Genomic DNA, 17,202 nt, shown 5'->3' on the forward strand with positions numbered 1-17,202 from the left:
CGTAAGACTGAGGCGGAGAGAATGCGCGGTGTAGTTCAACGAGCCCTGGGGGTCTTCCGCGAAGACCTTCAGGCTGCCATGGAGCGTGACCCAGCGGCACAGAACCCCTGGGAAGTGGCACTGACATATCCGGGACTGCACGCAGTCTGGGGATATCGCGTTGCACATGCAGCGTGGAACCAGGGACTGCGCTTCCCTGCGCGAGTGATCCAAAACTCTACGCGCTTCTTCACGGGGGTCGATATCCACCCAGCCGCGACCCTGGGACGCCGCCTCTTTATCGACCATGCCGAAGGCGTGGTGATTGGGGAGACCGCCGAGGTCGGTGAGGATGTCCTCATCTACCACCAGGTCACCCTCGGTGGTACTTCAACTGAACCAGGGAAACGTCACCCCACAGTGGGGGATCGTGCAGTACTTGGCGCTGGAGCGAAGATTCTTGGTCCGGTAAACATCGGTGCGGATGCCAAGATTGGTGCCAATGCAGTCGTGGTCCGCGACGTCCCAGACGGCAAGGTTGCTGTCGGGGTTCCAGCCAGGTTGGTCGGGGAAAAACACCCTAACAGGATGGGCTGCACGCACTAAGTCAGAGTGGCGGCATCCTCTACTTCCTGGAGTCGGCGGCGCCGCAACGCGTGAAAACCGCCAGATTCTTGGGTGTTTGAACTAACCTTGAAGCATGAGCGAACTCACACTTAAAGCGGACCCTCGTGAGATCCAGGATGGGTCGCGCCGGGAAGGGCTGGAAATCGCAACCCTGACCTTCTATGACATTCCTGCGCTTGCGGCCCTTTCCGTGAGCGCTTACGGCAACCCGGGCACTGCTGAGAGCCTTTGGGAAGCAACCGATGAGATGCGCATGTACTTTGACGGCGCCTTCGGCATGCCGCGGGACGATTCCTTCGTTGGGGCGTGGGTCAACGGTGAGCTTGTGGGAGCAATCTTCGGCGTGCTGGATTCGCCACTCGATGGTGTTCCAAGGGGTCCGTTCGTTGTGGATCTTATTGTTGATCCAAAATGGCGACGACAAGGTATTGGTAGCGCACTTGTCAACGAGCTAGCTTCTCGGGTTGGGGACTGGGGGTATGACGATCTCGCCCTGCAGCTCGACATGCGACGTTCCCCGGAAGCACTGCACATGTACCGCAGCCTCGGCTTCGCTGAAGTTGGTTAATGCGTTCTGGTTAGCGCTGGCAGGAGGGACACCAGAACAGGTTCCTGCCCTGCATGACGCGGGTGCGGACGGGCGTGCCGCACACTAGGCACTGCTGCCCGGCCCTCTTGTAGACAAACCACTTCTCAGCCTCATCGTCCTCGACTACTACTTCCGTGGAGTGCCAGTCGGGGATCATCGTGTAGATGTTGCCGCGGCGTACCCCATCATCGAGGAGCACCACGAAGTCATCCCACAGATTACGCAGTCGTTTCTCTGAGACGTTGTTGCCGCGACGGAAGGGAGAGATGCCACCCCGGAACAAACCTTCGGCGCGGTAGATGTTTCCAACTCCGGCAACAACCGACTGGTCCATGACCAGTTCCCCAACGGGGCGCCGACTACCGCGCACCCGGCCTACAAACTCCGAACGCAATCTCTCCGCGGGAGACTCATCATCGAGGGGATCTGGACCCAACCTTCCCAGAACCACCTCAACTCCCGCCGCATCGAGGACCTCGCACTGCGTGGGTCCGGTCAAGTCAGCAGCGACGGTCCCGGTAGCAATGCGGAGGCGGACTGCGCCACGGGGCGGTGGGGGAGACCAGTGGCCACTATCGATCCCAAAGTCCTCGCTGAGGCGGATTGCTTCATTCGATCTAGGTCCCACCTCGGAAGCGAGTCGCACCATTTCGAATGCGTCGCCGCCCGCGTCCTCGTGCATGTCATTCTCTGCGACGAGGGAGTCCAGTGTCCGGGGAGCTCCAATGGATGGCGTGACGCTCGTGCCGGGGCTACCGTAGAAACGCCAGGAACCATACAAACCGAGATGCACGTGCAACCAGAGTGGTCCGCGAGCCATCTCGGATGTCGCCTCGTGGCCTGATCCGAACTCGAGGAAAAGGTGCTTTCCCACAGACTGGGCGTCGAGCATGGTCATGCCGTTGAGGCGCTCCGCCCCATGAGTGAAGCGCCCCTGAGGCGACGAGGTATCACAGGCATGACCGACGAACCACTCGCTGAATGCGAGAGCGAGGCGGCGAATCGAATGACCCTCTGGCAACTGAAGCTACTTCTTGGGGGGTGCCACGAAGTTGACCAGTTTCGGTGCACGCACGATGGTTCGCATCGGCTCCTGGTCGCCAAGTGTGCGTTGCACGGGTGAAAGCTCCCGGGCAAGTTCCACAAGTTTGTCTTCGGGTATGTCCGCCGGCACGTCGATCCGGGCGCGCAGCTTCCCATTGACCTGCACAATGCAAGTAACGGTATCTTCGACCAGCAGTGATTCGTCCTGAACCACCGGGAAATCATGCTGGGCCAGTGGAGTGTCATGACCGAGGCGCTGCCACAGCTCTTCAGCAACATGAGGCGCGACGGGGGCAACCATCAGCACCAACGGTTCAACAACCTCACGTGGCACCTGATCCAGGCTGGTGAGGTGGTTGTTGAGGACGATCATGCGGGCGATCGCCGTGTTGATGCGCATGTTGTCGTACTCTTCGGTGACCTCACTGATGGTGCGCGCGAGCAGCCTCCGTGTCTCCTCATCCGCCTGAGCATCCGAGACCGTGACCTCACCCGTTTCCTCACTGACCACGTTTCGCCACAGGCGTTGCAGGAAACGCAGGGACCCGGTGACCGCACGGGTCTCCCAGGGGCGCGACAAATCGAGGGGAGCCATGGACATTTCAAAGAGCCGGAAGGAATCGGCACCATAGCGGTCGCACATCTCATCGGGAGTCACAGAGTTCTTCAGTGACTTGCCCATCTTGCCGTACTCGCGCTCCACGGGTTCGCCGTTGTATGTGAATCCGGACCGTTCGTCTCCCTCAACCTCTTCGGCTGGGACATAGACCCCGCGGGAATCCTTGTATGCGTAGGCCAGGATGTAGCCCTGGTTGAAGAGCTTGTGGAATGGTTCGGGGGCCGTGACGTATCCCAGATCAAACAGCGCTTTCTGCCAGAACCGCGCGTACAGGAGGTGCAAGACTGCGTGTTCCACACCGCCAACGTAGAGGTCGACGCCTCCCGCAGGCTTGCCGTCACGTGGACCCATCCAGTAAGAGTCGTTGATGGCCTCAATCAGATGTTCACTGTCATGTGGGTCGACATAGCGTAGTTCGTAGTAGCACGAGCCCGCCCAGTTCGGCATGGTGTTCGTGTCACGACGGTAACTCTTGACGCCATCGCCCAGATCAATCTCAACGTTCAGCCAATCCTCGGCGCGGGTCAGTGGAGTCTCCGGTGAAGAATCCGCATCGTCTGCGTCGTAGGTCTTGGGGGAGAAATCATCCAGGTGGGGCAGCAAGACAGGCAGTTGGTCTTCGGGGAGTGCATGTGCCCGTCCGTCCTCGTCATAGACAACCGGGAAGGGCTCACCCCAGTAGCGCTGGCGTGAGAACAACCAATCGCGGAGGCGGAACGTAACTGTTGCCTCACCGATCTCCCGAGCCCCAAGCCAGTCAATCATCTTGTCGATTGCGGCTTCTTTTCCGAGGCCGTTGATAGAGAAGTCGCCGCGCTCAGAGTTGATGATGAGGCCGTCACCGGTCCAAGCTGACTCTTCAATGCTGAAGTCGTCCGGAACTTCGATACCCTCAACCCCGGCGGGGTCAATGGTTTGGATGATGTCAATGTCAAATGCCTTGGCAAACGCGAAGTCACGGTCATCATGGGCAGGAACGGCCATGATGGCGCCAGTCCCGTAGCCCATCAGCACGTAGTCGGCTACGAACACCGGTACGGGAGTGTCGTTGACCGGGTTGGTGGCGTAGATGCCCGTGAAGACACCCGTCTTTTCCCCGGCCTCTGCCTGACGTTCCATATCCGTCTTGGCTGCCGCCTGTGCGCGATAGGTTGACACGGCCTCGGTCGGACTAGCGTATCCACCAGTCCACGCCTCCCGGGTCCCATCGGGCCATTCGGTTGGCACAACCCCGTTGTCCAGCAGGGGGTGCTCGGGGGAAACCACCATGAAGGTGGCGCCAAACAGTGTGTCGGGTCGCGTCGTGAACACCTGCAGATCGTCTGCGCCGGGAACCTGGAAGGTCACGGTGGCTCCGCGGGACTTGCCGATCCAGTGGCGCTGCATCAGCCGCACCTTCTCAGGCCAATCAATCTCACTGAGCGCCTCAGTCAGACGATCCGAGTAGGCCGTGATACGCATGTTCCACTGGCGTAGCTTACGGGTGAACACTGGGAAGTTGCCGCGCTCCGAGCGGCCCTCTGAAGTCACTTCTTCATTGGCGAGGACGGTGCCCAGGCCCGGGCACCAGTTCACCGGTGACTCCGACAGGTAAGCGAGGCGGTAGCCGGACATAACGTCACTCCGCTCGCCCTCGTCCAAATCCGCCCAAGCGCGACCGCCTGGAACGGCGCGCTCACCCCGTGCAAACTGTTCCACCAGCTCAGAGACTGGGCGTGCTTTGCCAAGGGAACCTTCCCCGTTGGGCATATCCGGGTCAAACCAGGAGTTGTAGATCTGCAGGAAGATCCACTGCGTCCACTTCACATAGTCGTCATCAATGGTTGCGAACCCGCGGCGCTTGTCATGCGAGAGGCCCAGGCGCCCCAACTGGCGCGTGAAAATCTCCATCGCATGCTCGGTCGTGACACGTGGGTGCTGGCCCGTTTCAATCGCGTACTGCTCCGCAGGGAGCCCGAATGCGTCAAAACCCAGGGTATAGAGGACATTCTTCTGATTCATGCGCTGATACCGCGCCAAAATATCGGTCGCAATGTATCCCAGAGGATGACCGACATGAAGACCCGAACCCGAAGGGTAGGGGAACATATCCATGACAAACCACGGCTCAAGCTCTGCCCGAGGACCCGCAAGATCGCCGGTCGGGTTGTCGGCATTGAAGACGCCGTCGCGTGCCCAAATACCCTGCCACTTCTTCTCTATTTCTCCCGCCATTTTTGCGTCATAGCGGAACTGGGGTACATCCGTCCCCGAAGTGGTGCGCAAACTGTCAGCCATCGTTACTTCCTCCTGAGTATTGCCAGAATCTAGGGTAGCGCAGGGCGCCGACATCTCTGTCGCCGCGGTCATCAATGGGGGACAATGTCTCCATGAGCACTGTTTTCGAAATGATTGTTGATGGCCAGATTCCCGGACGGTTTGTGTGGGCCGACGATACTTGCGTGGCGATCTTGACGATCGAACCGGTGGCCCCCGGACACGTCCTCGTCATCCCCCGCCAGCCGGTCGACAAATGGACGGACCTAGAGCCGGGCGTCCTCGACCACGTCATGCGAGTAGCGCAGATAATCGGTAAGGCACAGGAAGTCACGTTCAGCGTTCCGCGAACCGTGGTGATCATCGCCGGTTTCGAGGTGCCGCACACGCACGTACACGTCATCCCAGCGACATCCGAGGGTGCCGCGTCTCTGAAGGGAGCGCGGGCGGCTGACGCTGTCGATTTGGACGAGGCCGCTCATGCCCTCCGCGAGGTGCTCCGCAAACTGGGACACACCAAACACCTGCCAATGGTGATGTCTTCTTCGAGGACGTTCTAGGGTCCTAGAAAAGGTAGCCAATCTTGTCGGACATGGTCACAACGATGACCAGGATGACAATGAGGTAGAGGACCAGGGCGATTGCCCAGGAGTACTTCAGGGTTGTCTTACCCGAAGAGATGGACCTGTCGCCGAAAGACCCGGATGCCAGCGCGCCGCCCAGGATAATGGGGACGAGGGCGAGGACGGCCACCCACGTCAGCATGCAGTAAGGGCACAGCGCCCGGAAGACGGCGACGGAGGCATGCAGGAAGAACGCCACGAAACCGACCCCGGCGAGGACGCCAGCAGACATTCCCCACCACACCAGCCGGGGGAGGGATCCTTTGAAGGTAAGGACGGCGCCGAGGGCGGCCAGTGCGCCGAAGGCCATCAGCCCCACTGCTGCATTGGGGATAACCAGGAGGTGGGCCTGCGGTGATAACAATGATGATGAACAGCCAATCAGAGGGTTCACATCACACAGCAGATTGGCTTCGGGGTCTTGGAGCACTTCAAGCTCCGACTGGACCAACGCAATCGAGGAGATCAGGCCGACTATCGCGAAGAAGAGGATGGCGATGCCTGTGGCCGGGCTGGTCCATCTGACAGCTTTTGATGATGCGTTCGGCACGGGTCCCCCTGAAGTTGCGGTTTGGTAGCACTAGAGAGCTTATCTGCCCCGGCTCCCGCGTAGGAGCAGGCTCACATGCCGGGAAGACCTTTCAAACTTGCTCAAGGGACCCTGAATCCACTAGAGTTTTCATTCGTCGCAAGGGTTGGATACGGCCGATGCGGCATGGTTTTACCAGGCGCCATTAGCTCAGTTGGCTAGAGCAACAGACTCTTAATCTGTGGGTCCAGGGTTCGAGTCCCTGATGGCGTACCAACAGCAGAAGCCTCCACCTCGGTGGGGGCTTTAGCTTTGCCGGTAAGAGGTGGGATACCGGCCTCCACGCATCCCCGCCCCGTGAGATCGCATAATTCCGCCATATAACACTGTGATCGCGTCCGAAAGTGGCGGAGTTAAGCGATCTCGCGGAGTGGGGAGGGGCTGGCAAGGCGAATCGGGCTGTAGTTGATGGTAGAGGCGAGCAGGGGACTCAGGGCCCCAGATATGACTTAAGAACCGTGAACGAGCTGATTCATGTGCTTCAACTGCTCCGGGATCTATGCAGCCTGTTTGTGAGAATCGAGGACACGGCTTGTAGCTTCATGTGTCACAGCTTGTACTCTGCGGGTGTTTGGTTGCCAATGGTCGAGCGTCGACTCCAGCCGTTGTGGTAGTCCTCGGTTGAGGTGCCAGCACAATGCAAGAGCAGCCAGCAACAACTGTCACCTCCTTATGCAGCAGTCCCATCGGGAGTTGGCTATCAAGATCATCGCGGCACCAGGGAATCGGGCGGATGTCTTTGCCAAGCCGCAAGACATTGGCAGTGCCGAGCTGAGCACCGATCCCATCCGTAGGGCTTGACTTGTGGAATCGGGCGGATGAGATGATGGACACATGAGTGCCTTGGTTAACGTTGATAACTTTGCAATCGCTGAGACGCACCGCATGATGCATGATCTGCAACACGTTTCGGGAGGCGTGAACCAGTTCACCCACAACCGTGAACCGGCATCGATCAATGCGCAGGCAGTGATCAGATTGAACCGCGACACGCTCTACAGCTTCGCCGTCATCGACCTGGAAGGCGGGGCAACACTGACTATCCCCGAGCACGGTGATCGCTACCTTTCGGCGATGATCGTAAGTGAACGGCACTACGTTACCGATGTGTTCCATGACGAGGGTACACACGCTCTGAGTACCCCGGAAGACGGAACTCGGTATGCGGTGATCGCTTTGCGCATCCTCGTTGATCCGACCGATACCGCCGATGTGCGGGCCGTCGTGTCATTGCAGGACCAGGTCGGGCTGGATTGCGGTTCGGATCTCCCCTTCGAGATGCCCGACTACGACAGGGCCTCGTTTGATGAGACTCGCGAAGCGCTCTTGTCGCTTGCCCGCAACCTTAGTGGCTTTGATCGGATGTTCGGCACGCCCGATCAAGTGGATCCGGTCCGCCACCTCATTGGCACCGCCGCAGGCTGGGGTGGCCTACCTAGTGAGGAGGCCAGCTACATCGGCGTCGACCCCCGCTTGCCTTTAGGGCAATACGAGCTGACGGTCGGGCAGGTCCCGGTCGACGGGTTCTGGTCGGTGTCTGTGTACAACGCGGACGGATTCTTCGAACCCAACAAGGCAGATGCGTACACGGTCAATAACATCACCGGTACCCGTGATCCCGACGGGCGGATCACGATCCGATTCGGCGACTATCCACCAGGCACGCCGAACGCGATACCGATCACTGAGGGTTGGAACTACCTCGTCCGCCTCTACCGCCCGCATCAGGAAATCCTCTCGGGCAAGTGGGCGTTTCCCGCTCTCACCGCGTAAAGACGTTCGAGGGGGAGCGCGTTGGCGCCTAAGAATCACCACGGCGAGTTGAGCTGAATGAAGGCCAAGGACCAACTCCGCCGGGGCTTTAGTTTTGTCCTGAGAGACGCTCCGCTCCCACAACGTCTGAGAACATGTCGACATTGAACTCACTCCCTGCTCGGATAACCGAGTAGGTCCCATTGGGTTCCAGAACGATACATTTCACGTCGGTGGGGGTTGGGGCTCCAGCTTTCCTCATCGAAGAGTTGAGGTCGTCAACGGAAGTGTGTGTTGCCTTGCAGGACTCCGGTGCAGGGTTGCCGTCAACGAAGACGAGGACGGGTTTGGTCCCAAGCAGATGGCCCGAGCTTCCAGCGTGCTGAACCCCCTCGGAATAAGGGCTCCATGGTGATCAGTGTGAGTAACGCGATGATGCCGTAGGCGAGTGTGGGGGCGGGGCCTAGGATCGACCGGTGAGCCGCCGCATCAGCACCACGGTGTCTCGGAGCTCGGCAGGCTCTCTACCGGCATGGGAGTGGACCCGAGTGCGGATGTCGGCCTCGAGGGTTTCCCAAGCGACGCCTGGTACCACTGCCCTGACGGCAGCTTCTTCCTCTGCAGGCTGCGGGTAAACCCTGGGTCCCCGACCACTTGACCACGGTGGGGGCTCCGCGTGAGAGGTGAGGAGCAACAACCCTCCGACCGCCACCAGCGGTGCCACGACTTTGAGGATGTCCCTGCGCGTCAGTGATGCGGGTGACTGCATGAACGACATTGTCACCAGGTTGAAGCGCTCTGATCCCACAACCTCATCAATGTCGGTGAGGTCGGATGCAACGAATCGGGCGCTACCGTCACTGAGGCCATGGGTTCGCGCTGCAGCCAAGGCACGCTCCACCGCGGTCTTTGATGCGTCAAGGCCTGTGGCTCGCCAGCCGCGGCTTGCTAGCCAAATAACATCGCCGCCCTCACCGGAGCCAATGTCGAGGGCTGTTCCTGGGGGCAGCGTCCGCGCCACTTCTTCCAGGGCTGCATTGACACGCCCCGACCAGACTTGAGGTCTGTCGGCGTAACGCTGTTCCCAAGCATCAACGGTGGTAGGCGCCTCTTCCGGCCTATCTTGTTCGTTCTCCACGAGCGTTCCTTCAGATCGGGAAGGTGAGTGGGATCCAGCGTACCCGGTGACCCCTACTCAGTCCGATATGTTGCTGCGGCGTCTGCTCTGGGTGATAGTTGGGGGATGGAAGAAGTACGACGCCGAGGGTGCCATTGGCCAGTTTTTCGGCTCGGGCGTACTTGAGCTGGGGGAGAGTCTGGGGCCCGTGCTCTGGCAGCTGCCGCCCTCACTAGGATTTGACGCCTCCGTTCTCGAGGGCTTCCTCGACGCCCTTCCGAAGACCCTTGGGGACGCCGCAGCGCTTGCGGAAACCCCTCCGGAGATCCCTACAGAGGTTCGCGACCAGCTCATCCGGTATGCAGTCGAACCTCGTAACGCCAGTTTCGAGGCGACGGAGGCAATCGAGATTCTGAGTCGCCACAATGCCGCATTAGTCATGGCTGATTCGGCCGGTAAACATCCCTTCTTCGACGAAGTTACTGCGGACTTCACCTATGTCCGGCTACACGGAAGCCCGCGCATCTACTACTCCAACTACTCCGAGGCCGATCTAGAGGCATGGGCGGCGCGTCTGCGCCCCCTTCTTGAGGTGGGTCGGGACTGCTACGTGTACTTTGACAACACCGCCGCGGGCCACGCGCCCACTAACGCGCTGACCCTGGAGCACCTGCTCGATGCCGACGGGTGGGCGATCGGTGGCGGGGCCGCAGCCTCGTAGCGTTTCTTCGCTTCCTCGTCTTGTTTCTGATGACGAGGGCGGAGGCTGCGAGGGTGCATGGGAACAATGCAGTCGCCACTAGGACAGCGTTAATGCGGCGGTCGGAATCGACCTGTGCCGGTTGTGCCGCGGAGGAGGCACTTGAAGCAAATTGCATCTCTTCGGCCAGGTCGCGCTCCGCGGTAACCAAGAGTCGATGTGTATTAATGCCGTAGGGAGTACAGGTGATCAGGGTTAGAAGGTCTTTGCCAGTTTGTGGTTGTATCCGAGCTCTACCGTCCCGAGGGGTGTCGACGACCCGTTCGGTGACGGTGTAAGCCAGGGTCTGCCCAAGTACCCCAACGTAGATGTGGTCCCCAAGTGCGACTTCGCCGAGATGGTCGAACATGGAGGCGGTAACCATTCCTGAGTGCGCAGTGATCGCGGCATGGGTGCCCGCCCCACCTACAGGAAGTGAGCTACCTTCAAGGATGCCTGCTCCCCGCAGGAGGTCTTCGGGCGAGGAGGTCGCGTAAACGGGTAGGTCAATCTTGACGGCCGGAACCTGCACCCGGGCACGAACGTCGCTACCGACGACAACCAATGCTTGACCCGCGGTTTCGAGATCCCGCACCTCATTGGCTTGGCGTGCAGTTTCGAACTGGGCAAAGGCTGAGTCAGGTTGGAGGAATGCGTACTCAGCTACTGCCTGCGTATGGGTTGAGGCTGCGTGCCATTTGGAGACGGCTGGATACATCAGCACAGCCAACCCGGCCACGAGCACTACCAAAGAGAGGACCTTGGCGGCTGTGCGGCCGGGTTGGCTTCGTCGAGCTCTGTGGGAGTTCATCGTTGCTTTACATGGGAGCCGGCAAGGTTCATGCCTTGTCGGAGTTCCGCCTTGAGCGAGACAGCATCAGAGCTCCGCCGCCTATGCCTATCAGTGCGAGTCCACCGACCAGAAGAGCAGCTGACCCCTCGGCACCTGTCTTGGGTAGCTCTCCGCCTGCGTTGTGCGGGCTGTTGACGACGTCTACCGTTGCCGCGGAGGCAACTGGGGCGGTGACAGTAAATGGAATGGGTTCGGGAAGTAGCTCATAGCCGACCGGCGCCTGCTTTTCTACGAGCCAGTAAAAGTTGTGGTCTGGCGATCCTTCCGCCACAGTTGCCCCGTTCGCCCAGTTTGAGTAGCGCAAGCCATCAACAGTGACTCTTCCATCAGCTCCTGTGGCCCACTGGCTCTTTCCGTTGACTGATACCGCGGTCGCAGTCGCAAAGTCTTTGGTGTGAGAAGCCCGAACCTCAAAGATTGCTCCGCTCAAGAACTTGCCTTCGCGATTGTGCTTGAGGACGTTGATCCCTCCAAACTTGGTTTCGATCACAGTGGAGGGAACCTCTGTTTCCGGTTCGCCCTCACGCTGGAAGGTCAGCTCCGCTTGGTTAGAGATCTCCCCAGAAGCCGCCACAATGGCCTCATGTGTGACTGACACCTTTGCATTGGGGTTGCCGACAAGCGCGTCAAAAGCTGCCTTCCTTGCGGTGGCTCCGAGAGTGACGGTAACAAGGCCTTTGTCATGTGTGGCATTGAAATCCGTGGTCGCTTGGCCATCGATCGTCACCGTTGTGGATCGGTAGGTCAGCTTCGGATCTAGGTGGTCCTTGACGACGTACTTGGTAGTTGCGGATCCGCCGGGAATGGTGGAATCGATCGTGAATCTTATCGCCTGTCCGAGGGCGTATGCGGAGCCGTCATTCACGGTCTTTGTGACACGACTAATGGTGTTCTTCGGGTAGGCGTGGACGTCAAAGACCCAGTTCTGACGATCCTGTGGGTCCGTGAGAGGAACTGAGATCAAGAATGGCATTGACTTAGTGACCGCAGAATTGGCTGGAACGGTTGGAGCCTGGCTCTCTTGAACAAGATACAGACCAACCGGGAGACTCTTGAATGATGCAAGTCCCGAAGCGTTGGTGGTTGCCTCCTTCTTGTTGACCAGGCCGTGACCGTTCTGCGTGATCGCACCGGGGTTGAACGGGTCGAAGGTGTCGACAAGTGATTGAGCTTTCTTCCAACCGGCATTGGTTTTCAAATCAATACCTGCGACCTGTTCAATCGTGAACTTTGCGCCTTCCAACGGGGCTAAGCCTTCCAGGTCGCCAGGAGGCAGTTGCATGCCCTGATTGTCCGCTATATAGCGAGTGGGCTGAGCGTACTTGTGGACGCTGATGCTCCCGGTTGCTCCGTCTGGAATCAAAGGGGGAGGGGGAGCGGCAGATGCGGCGACGTTGGATGCACCCATTAGGACGGCAGCGATTCCCATCGCTGCAATAGTCAGTTTTCTCAAGGGAGGACCTTTCATTGGAATTGACGGATATGAGCCGGCCAACTGCCGCGGTTGCGACCTGATGACTGGCTGAACACCTACGTTTCCAACTAAATACAGTCGGCACATCTCAGAAATCTCAATCTGGGGATAACGCCGAATCTCTTGCATTGGGGACATCTCTTGACGACCATCCGTAAGATGGAGCTATGAGTAACCGTCCGCAGGAAGAAGTTCCCGGGGTTCGAGCGACACTTCGCGAAGCAATCCACGCTGAGGCAGAGATTGAACCTTCCCGAATAGGAGCATTCTTTGATGTCGATGAAACGCTGGTTCGTGGCGCCAGTGCCTACTGGGCCGCGAAAGAGATGTTTCGCCGCTCGCTTTTTGGTTTCCGGGATTTGGGATTTGCTGCAAAGGAGTCCTTCAAGTTCATTCTGTTTGGGGAGAACACGGACAAGATCGGCAGTTTTTCTTCCAGAGCCGCACAGCTGGTAGCAGGTAACTCTGTTGAAGACATGCAGCGCCTAGGCGAGGACATTTTTGAGAAGTACTTCGTTCCCAAGGTTTACAGGGCAACATACGAACTCTTGAAAGCACACGTCGCTGCTGGCCACACGGTCTACCTCATTTCAGCCACGCCGTGGCTGATAGCTGAGGAGATTGCCAGACAGATCGGGGCAGTCGGAGGTATCGGCACCAAGATCAAGGTTGCTGATGGCTACCTGATTGGCGAACTTGACGGGAAAATCGTTCACGGTGAAGAGAAGGTCGTTGCTGTCCTCGAGGTGGCAGCGGAGAACAATCTAGACCTGAGCCAGTCGTGGGCTTACTCGGACTCGGCCAACGACATTCCGATGCTCTCCACCGTTGGCCACCCCGTCGCAGTCAACCCGGACCGCGCCCTTCGGGCCCATGCTCGTGCCAATGGGTGGCAAATTCTACGCGCCCATGAAACAAAAGATGTCGTGTTGCGTTTAGTAGGCCGTGCTGCGGTCTTCGCGGCACTCGCAGGGGGTGGCTACCTGGTTCTGACAGGGGGGGCGGAAGGGGACACGGAAAGCCTTCTCCCTCCGAGGCGGAGAAGCCTGATCCCACGGGATCCCTGTGGGGAACTCGCCTCATCTACTTCGACCAGTTGGCACGAAGACGTGTTTGAGTACTATCCTCTGTAGCGGGTTTCTAACCCACTAGCCCCCGTAGCTCAATGGATAGAGCAACGGACTTCTAATCCGTAGGTTGCAGGTTCGAGTCCTGTCGGGGGTGCTTCCAGGTTGACGCATTGGAGCGATCATGAAAACCAGCAAGCAGACCGCATTCGTTACCGGAGCGAGCCGTGGGATTGGCCGCGCGATCGCCCTCGGGCTTGCCGAGTCAGGTTGGAACCTGGGCATCATCGCGACGGACGAGGACGCGCTCGCTGAACTGGCGGCTGAAATCCGCTCGTCGACAGGCTCTCGGGTCAGTGTCGCTGCCGCAGATGTGGGCGACTACCGGGCGGTGTCAACTGCCGTGACGAGTCTCATCGCCGAGGTTGGTGTCCCCTTGTTGCTGGTAAACAATGCTGGGCGCATCGACACCGAAGTCCCTGTGTGGGAAGCAGACCCGAGCCAGTTGCGGGCAGTTGTGGAAACGAATCTGCTCGGCACGCTTTACGTCGAACGTGCGGTTCTTTCAGCCGTCCTCGATCACAATCTGGGCGACTCTTCAGGCGTACGCGGTCGGGTGGTGAACCTGGTGTCCGGTGCCGGAGCTAACAGCTGGGGGATTGCCAGTGCCTACACAACTAGTAAAGCGGCACAGTTGCGCAACGTGGGGGACGTGGACGAGGCCGGGGCGCCCCATGGAATCCGCGCCTTTGGTGTGGCGCCGGGAGTGGTGCGTACCGACATGACCACTTCCATGGCAGCGCATGCTGGCCGTGAGGAGTTCACGCCCGTGGAAGCAACAGTTGAGCTGATCTGCGCGATTGGGCGTGGCGAGCTGGACGCATGGTCGGGTCGCTACCTCAGGGCGGGCACAGATACGGCCGATAGCCTCACCGCAGTGGCGGGTGTCCTTGACGCCAACCCCGAGGCGCGCCGGTTCGCGGTTGTGCCATGGGGTGACAAGGATCCCCTCTTCTGAACCGTGAGCGGGGCTTAGACCAGGAAGCGCAACAGCTCCGAATCTGAGTCCAGTTCGTCGATCCTCAAGTCCGAGGACGCCATGCGCTCGCGCAGATCGGTGAGTGAAGATTCCGAGGCCGTGTCGATCCCAACGAGGGCGGGACCGGTTTCACGGTTGTTCTTCTTCGTGTATTCGAAGTAGAGAATGTCATCTTCTGGGCCAAGCACATCATCGAGGAACTCCCGAAGCGCGCCCGGCCTCTGCGGGAATGACACTAGGAAGTAGTGGCGCAAATTACGATAAACCTGGGACCGTTCTTGAACCTCGTTGTAGCGAGTCAAGTCATTGTTGCCACCGGAAATAATGCCGACGGTGACCCCATCGAGGGGAAGGCCTTGGAGCAGGCCCGCTGCCGCCAAAGAAATCGCAGTTGTTGAAAGTGCGCCGGCGGGTTCAGCGATGATTCCATCCAGGTGGTAGAGGTCAAGCATTTCGGTGCAGACCGCACCTTCGGGAACCACCACGACCTCGTCAACCAGGTCACGAACGAGGTCGTAGGTGCAGGACCCCGCCAGCCCAACGGCGGTGCCGTCGACAAACATGTCGACCTGCGGGAGTTTGACGGGCTCCCCGGCAGCCAATGCGGCTGAGGTGGAAGCGGCGCCCTCGGACTCAACGCCAATAACGCGTACATCAGGACGGTTCTCACTGAGCCACGCGGCCATACCTGCGATGAGGCCGCCACCTCCGACCGGTACCACCACGGTTGCAAGACTGTCGCCTAACTGCTCGGCAATCTCCTTGGCAACTGAGCCCTGACCTGCGATAACAGCCGGGTCGTCATAAGGGTGGATGTAGGTCTTCCAGGAACGTTCAGCGGCCGCGAGTGCCACCGCCTGCGTTTCGTCGAAAGTACCGTCCACGAACTGCATGGTGATCCAGGGGCCACCGATGGTGGCGATGCGGCGCCGTTTCTGCCGCGGTGTGGAGGAAGGAAGAAAGATGGTGCCATGGATACCTAGCTGGGCGCATGCCATCGCAACACCCTGCGCGTGGTTCCCAGCGGATGCACACACCACTCCCGCTTGCCGTTCCGACTCAGACAACTGTGCCATTCGGTTGTAGGCGCCGCGCAGCTTGAAAGAGCGGACAACCTGCTGATCTTCACGCTTTACCAGAACGCGTACCCCAGCTGCCTCTGTGAGCCTGTCGATTTCATCCACCGCCGTGAGCCGTGCAACGTGCAAGAGGCGTTGCGCAGCCTCATCAACATCGCGTGCAGAAACGGCATGGGGGGATGATTCCGCGTCCTTCCGCCCTCGTTCATGTCCGGGCCTGCGGGCGTGTTGCTGAGTATCTTCCGTGCTTTCCACACAGACAGTCTAGGAGGGTCTTGAAACAATGCGGTCCTTGACCATATGGCGACGTAAAGTGAGGGGGTGAGTACTGACAACAGCAAACCCGTAAAGAACCCGATTGTCTGGATAGACTGCGAAATGACAGGTCTGGACCCAGAGGTTGACGAACTGGTGGAGATAGCCGTGATCATCACGGACTCCGACCTCAACCCCTTGGCCGAAGGCATTGACATCGTCATCAAGCCGTCGGCTGCATCTCTGGCGCAGATGTCCCCCTTTGTCACGCAGATGCACACGGACTCGGGTTTGATCAATGAGTTCGACTCCGGAATTCCGCTCAAAGATGCCGAGGTCGCGGTGCTTGAGTACGTGAGTTCGATTATCTCTCAGCCTGGCGTGGCCCCGATTGCCGGCAACTCCATCGGGCAGGACGTGCGCTTTCTCCGCGCCTACATGCCGAACCTGGTCGAGTACATGCACTACCGAATCATCGACGTGTCGACAATCAAGGAGTTGGCGAAGCGCTGGTACCCGCGGGTATACGTTTGTGCGCCTGAGAAGAACGGAGGGCACCGCGCGCTCGGGGACATTCAGGACTCGATAGTTGAGTTGGCCTACTACCGGCGAGCATTGTTCCCCGACGACCTCATCGAAGAGAAGGGTGTGTATCGTCGCATGGCTGAGGAAGTTCGCAGCGCTGCCGATGCCGCGTTCGCGGGCGACGAAGAGTAAGTTTTCCACAGCTCAGCACTTGCGGCGTTTTCCCCAGATCTCTCCTGACCCGCTGGCAGCCCTCCTCCTCTGTCGCCAAACTGAAGGCGGCTAGGACAAGCCCCCGCAAAGACGGGGAAGCCAGGACGAAAGGGAGCTGCTATGAGTATGAGTGATCTGATGGTGTTGCGGGGGCGTGTGGGGACCAACCTGACGCTGCATCGACCCGAGGACGGGGGAGGGCGAAGCTTCGTCCGCTTCCGAATGGTCATCCCCCGCGCCAGGCGGAATGACAGTGGCAAGTGGGAGGATGGCGAACCTAAATGGCACACCATCCGCGCGTGGGGTCCACTGGCAGAGAATATGGCGAGTTCTCTTCGAAAAGGGCAGCCCCTGGTCGTCATCGGACGACCCGCGGCTCATGCGTGGGTTGGCCAGGATGGTGAGATACGCACGGAACTTGCGATCAACGCGTTCACGGCCGGACATGACATGGGCTTTGGGATAACGAACTACCGGCGTCTTGCTCCGGTGCGGCCCGGCGAAGACGAGGGGCCAGACATCCGGATCATCCCGTCTCAAAGTACCCAGCCACACTCCGAAGAAGAAGCGGGGAACGACGACGAACTTGAAACGGAGGTGGCACACCAAGCGGATCCGGAGGTGATCCAGGAGGGTGATGCCTTAGCCGCTGGGGAGTCGGAGGAGGACGAATCCACAGAGATTTCTGACGCCGCATGATGTGACCTTCAGCCGGTCGCTTTCACGTACCCGCAGGTCCGCCTACCATGGGGGAAGTTGTCTT

General features: G+C 59.4%; 17 protein-coding genes and 2 tRNA genes. 11 read left to right on the forward strand and 8 right to left on the reverse strand.

The annotated features are described in order from the left end of the window. The first annotated feature begins 21 nt into the window (after positions 1-21). Together cysE and H2O65_RS03160 are read left to right on the forward strand one after the other, a co-directional pair. Positions 22-585, forward strand: coding sequence for a serine O-acetyltransferase (cysE, locus tag H2O65_RS03155; protein WP_182142149.1), 564 nt, complete (start codon positions 22-24; stop codon positions 583-585). A gap of 94 nt (positions 586-679) precedes the next feature. Beyond that, complete coding sequence (locus H2O65_RS03160) at positions 680-1,174, forward strand: GNAT family N-acetyltransferase (protein WP_182142150.1); 495 nt, start codon at positions 680-682, stop codon at positions 1,172-1,174. A 10-nt stretch (positions 1,175-1,184) separates the two neighbouring features. Here H2O65_RS03160 and H2O65_RS03165 read toward each other — a convergent pair whose 3' ends face one another. Then, positions 1,185-2,216, reverse strand: coding sequence for an Fpg/Nei family DNA glycosylase (locus H2O65_RS03165; RefSeq protein WP_182142151.1), 1,032 nt, complete (start codon positions 2,214-2,216; stop codon positions 1,185-1,187). Between the two features lie 6 nt (positions 2,217-2,222). Beyond that, positions 2,223-5,135 carry a leucine--tRNA ligase gene (gene leuS / locus H2O65_RS03170; protein WP_182142152.1) on the reverse strand — a complete coding sequence of 971 codons (2,913 nt, stop codon included), beginning with the start codon at positions 5,133-5,135 and terminating at the stop codon, positions 2,223-2,225. A 92-nt stretch (positions 5,136-5,227) separates the two neighbouring features. Between leuS and H2O65_RS03175 the strand changes: the two genes are divergently transcribed. Then, entirely contained in the window at positions 5,228-5,674 is a 447-nt protein-coding gene (locus H2O65_RS03175; RefSeq protein WP_182142153.1) for an HIT family protein, read from the forward strand. Positions 5,675-5,678: 4 nt separating this feature from the next. Here H2O65_RS03175 and H2O65_RS03180 read toward each other — a convergent pair whose 3' ends face one another. Continuing rightward, entirely contained in the window at positions 5,679-6,287 is a 609-nt protein-coding gene (locus H2O65_RS03180) for a vitamin K epoxide reductase family protein (protein WP_182142154.1), read from the reverse strand. 178 nt (positions 6,288-6,465) lie between these two features. On the opposite strand from H2O65_RS03180, the gene H2O65_RS03185 reads away from it, so the two are divergent. Further along, positions 6,466-6,542: transfer RNA gene (locus tag H2O65_RS03185), tRNA-Lys, on the forward strand. Positions 6,543-7,160: 618 nt separating this feature from the next. Next, entirely contained in the window at positions 7,161-8,099 is a 939-nt protein-coding gene (locus H2O65_RS03190) for a DUF1214 domain-containing protein (protein ID WP_182142155.1), read from the forward strand. Between the two features lie 88 nt (positions 8,100-8,187). Here H2O65_RS03190 and H2O65_RS10635 read toward each other — a convergent pair whose 3' ends face one another. Both H2O65_RS10635 and H2O65_RS03200 read right to left on the reverse strand, forming a co-directional pair. Further along, complete coding sequence (locus tag H2O65_RS10635) at positions 8,188-8,439, reverse strand: YetF domain-containing protein (RefSeq protein ID WP_182142631.1); 252 nt, start codon at positions 8,437-8,439, stop codon at positions 8,188-8,190. 102 nt (positions 8,440-8,541) lie between these two features. Next, the gene (locus H2O65_RS03200; RefSeq protein WP_182142156.1) at positions 8,542-9,216 is read right to left on the reverse strand and encodes a bifunctional 2-polyprenyl-6-hydroxyphenol methylase/3-demethylubiquinol 3-O-methyltransferase UbiG; all 675 of its coding nucleotides are present in this window, start codon (positions 9,214-9,216) and stop codon (positions 8,542-8,544) included. 46 nt (positions 9,217-9,262) lie between these two features. On the opposite strand from H2O65_RS03200, the gene H2O65_RS03205 reads away from it, so the two are divergent. Next, entirely contained in the window at positions 9,263-9,916 is a 654-nt protein-coding gene (locus tag H2O65_RS03205) for a DUF72 domain-containing protein (protein ID WP_182142157.1), read from the forward strand. On the opposite strand, the gene H2O65_RS03210 is transcribed toward H2O65_RS03205, so the two are convergent. Continuing rightward, positions 9,843-10,745 carry a class C sortase gene (locus H2O65_RS03210; RefSeq protein WP_182142158.1) on the reverse strand — a complete coding sequence of 301 codons (903 nt, stop codon included), beginning with the start codon at positions 10,743-10,745 and terminating at the stop codon, positions 9,843-9,845. The genes H2O65_RS03205 and H2O65_RS03210 overlap by 74 nt on opposite strands. A gap of 28 nt (positions 10,746-10,773) precedes the next feature. Continuing rightward, a complete protein-coding gene (locus tag H2O65_RS03215; RefSeq protein WP_182142159.1) occupies positions 10,774-12,240 on the reverse strand; it encodes a SpaH/EbpB family LPXTG-anchored major pilin in 1,467 nt (488 codons plus the stop codon). A gap of 188 nt (positions 12,241-12,428) precedes the next feature. Here H2O65_RS03215 and H2O65_RS03220 point away from each other — a divergent pair, with 188 nt between their 5' ends. The 3 genes from H2O65_RS03220 (at position 12,429) to H2O65_RS03230 (ending at position 14,346) form a co-directional block, all read left to right on the forward strand. Continuing rightward, positions 12,429-13,394, forward strand: coding sequence for an HAD family phosphatase (locus H2O65_RS03220; protein ID WP_182142160.1), 966 nt, complete (start codon positions 12,429-12,431; stop codon positions 13,392-13,394). An 18-nt stretch (positions 13,395-13,412) separates the two neighbouring features. Then, positions 13,413-13,485 (forward strand) — tRNA-Arg (locus tag H2O65_RS03225). A 27-nt stretch (positions 13,486-13,512) separates the two neighbouring features. After that, a complete protein-coding gene (locus H2O65_RS03230; RefSeq protein WP_182142161.1) occupies positions 13,513-14,346 on the forward strand; it encodes an SDR family oxidoreductase in 834 nt (277 codons plus the stop codon). A 14-nt stretch (positions 14,347-14,360) separates the two neighbouring features. Here H2O65_RS03230 and ilvA read toward each other — a convergent pair whose 3' ends face one another. After that, positions 14,361-15,701, reverse strand: a complete 1,341-nt coding sequence (gene ilvA / locus H2O65_RS03235) for a threonine ammonia-lyase IlvA (protein WP_182142162.1) — start codon at positions 15,699-15,701, stop codon at positions 14,361-14,363. Positions 15,702-15,767: 66 nt separating this feature from the next. Between ilvA and orn the strand changes: the two genes are divergently transcribed. After that, a complete protein-coding gene (orn, locus tag H2O65_RS03240) occupies positions 15,768-16,418 on the forward strand; it encodes an oligoribonuclease (protein WP_259349571.1) in 651 nt (216 codons plus the stop codon). Between the two features lie 141 nt (positions 16,419-16,559). Next, a complete protein-coding gene (locus tag H2O65_RS03245) occupies positions 16,560-17,138 on the forward strand; it encodes a single-stranded DNA-binding protein (RefSeq protein WP_182142163.1) in 579 nt (192 codons plus the stop codon). The last annotated feature ends 64 nt before the right edge of the window (positions 17,139-17,202 follow it).

Source organism: Schaalia sp. JY-X169 (genome assembly GCF_014069575.1).
In the GTDB taxonomy this organism is placed as follows: domain Bacteria; phylum Actinomycetota; class Actinomycetes; order Actinomycetales; family Actinomycetaceae; genus Scrofimicrobium.

Bases quoted from the DNA above. Each gene is read 5' to 3' on its own strand.
- leuS (WP_182142152.1), bottom strand. From the start codon at position 5,135: ATGGCTGACAGTTTGCGCACCACTTCGGGGACGGATGTACCCCAGTTC.
- cysE (WP_182142149.1), top strand. From the start codon at position 22: ATGCGCGGTGTAGTTCAACGAGCCCTGGGGGTCTTCCGCGAAGACCTT.
- H2O65_RS03190 (WP_182142155.1), top strand. From the start codon at position 7,161: ATGAGTGCCTTGGTTAACGTTGATAACTTTGCAATCGCTGAGACGCAC.
- H2O65_RS03175 (WP_182142153.1), top strand. From the start codon at position 5,228: ATGAGCACTGTTTTCGAAATGATTGTTGATGGCCAGATTCCCGGACGG.
- H2O65_RS03220 (WP_182142160.1), top strand. From the start codon at position 12,429: ATGAGTAACCGTCCGCAGGAAGAAGTTCCCGGGGTTCGAGCGACACTT.
- H2O65_RS03210 (WP_182142158.1), bottom strand. From the start codon at position 10,745: ATGAACTCCCACAGAGCTCGACGAAGCCAACCCGGCCGCACAGCCGCC.
- H2O65_RS03245 (WP_182142163.1), top strand. From the start codon at position 16,560: ATGAGTATGAGTGATCTGATGGTGTTGCGGGGGCGTGTGGGGACCAAC.
- H2O65_RS03230 (WP_182142161.1), top strand. From the start codon at position 13,513: ATGAAAACCAGCAAGCAGACCGCATTCGTTACCGGAGCGAGCCGTGGG.
- H2O65_RS03160 (WP_182142150.1), top strand. From the start codon at position 680: ATGAGCGAACTCACACTTAAAGCGGACCCTCGTGAGATCCAGGATGGG.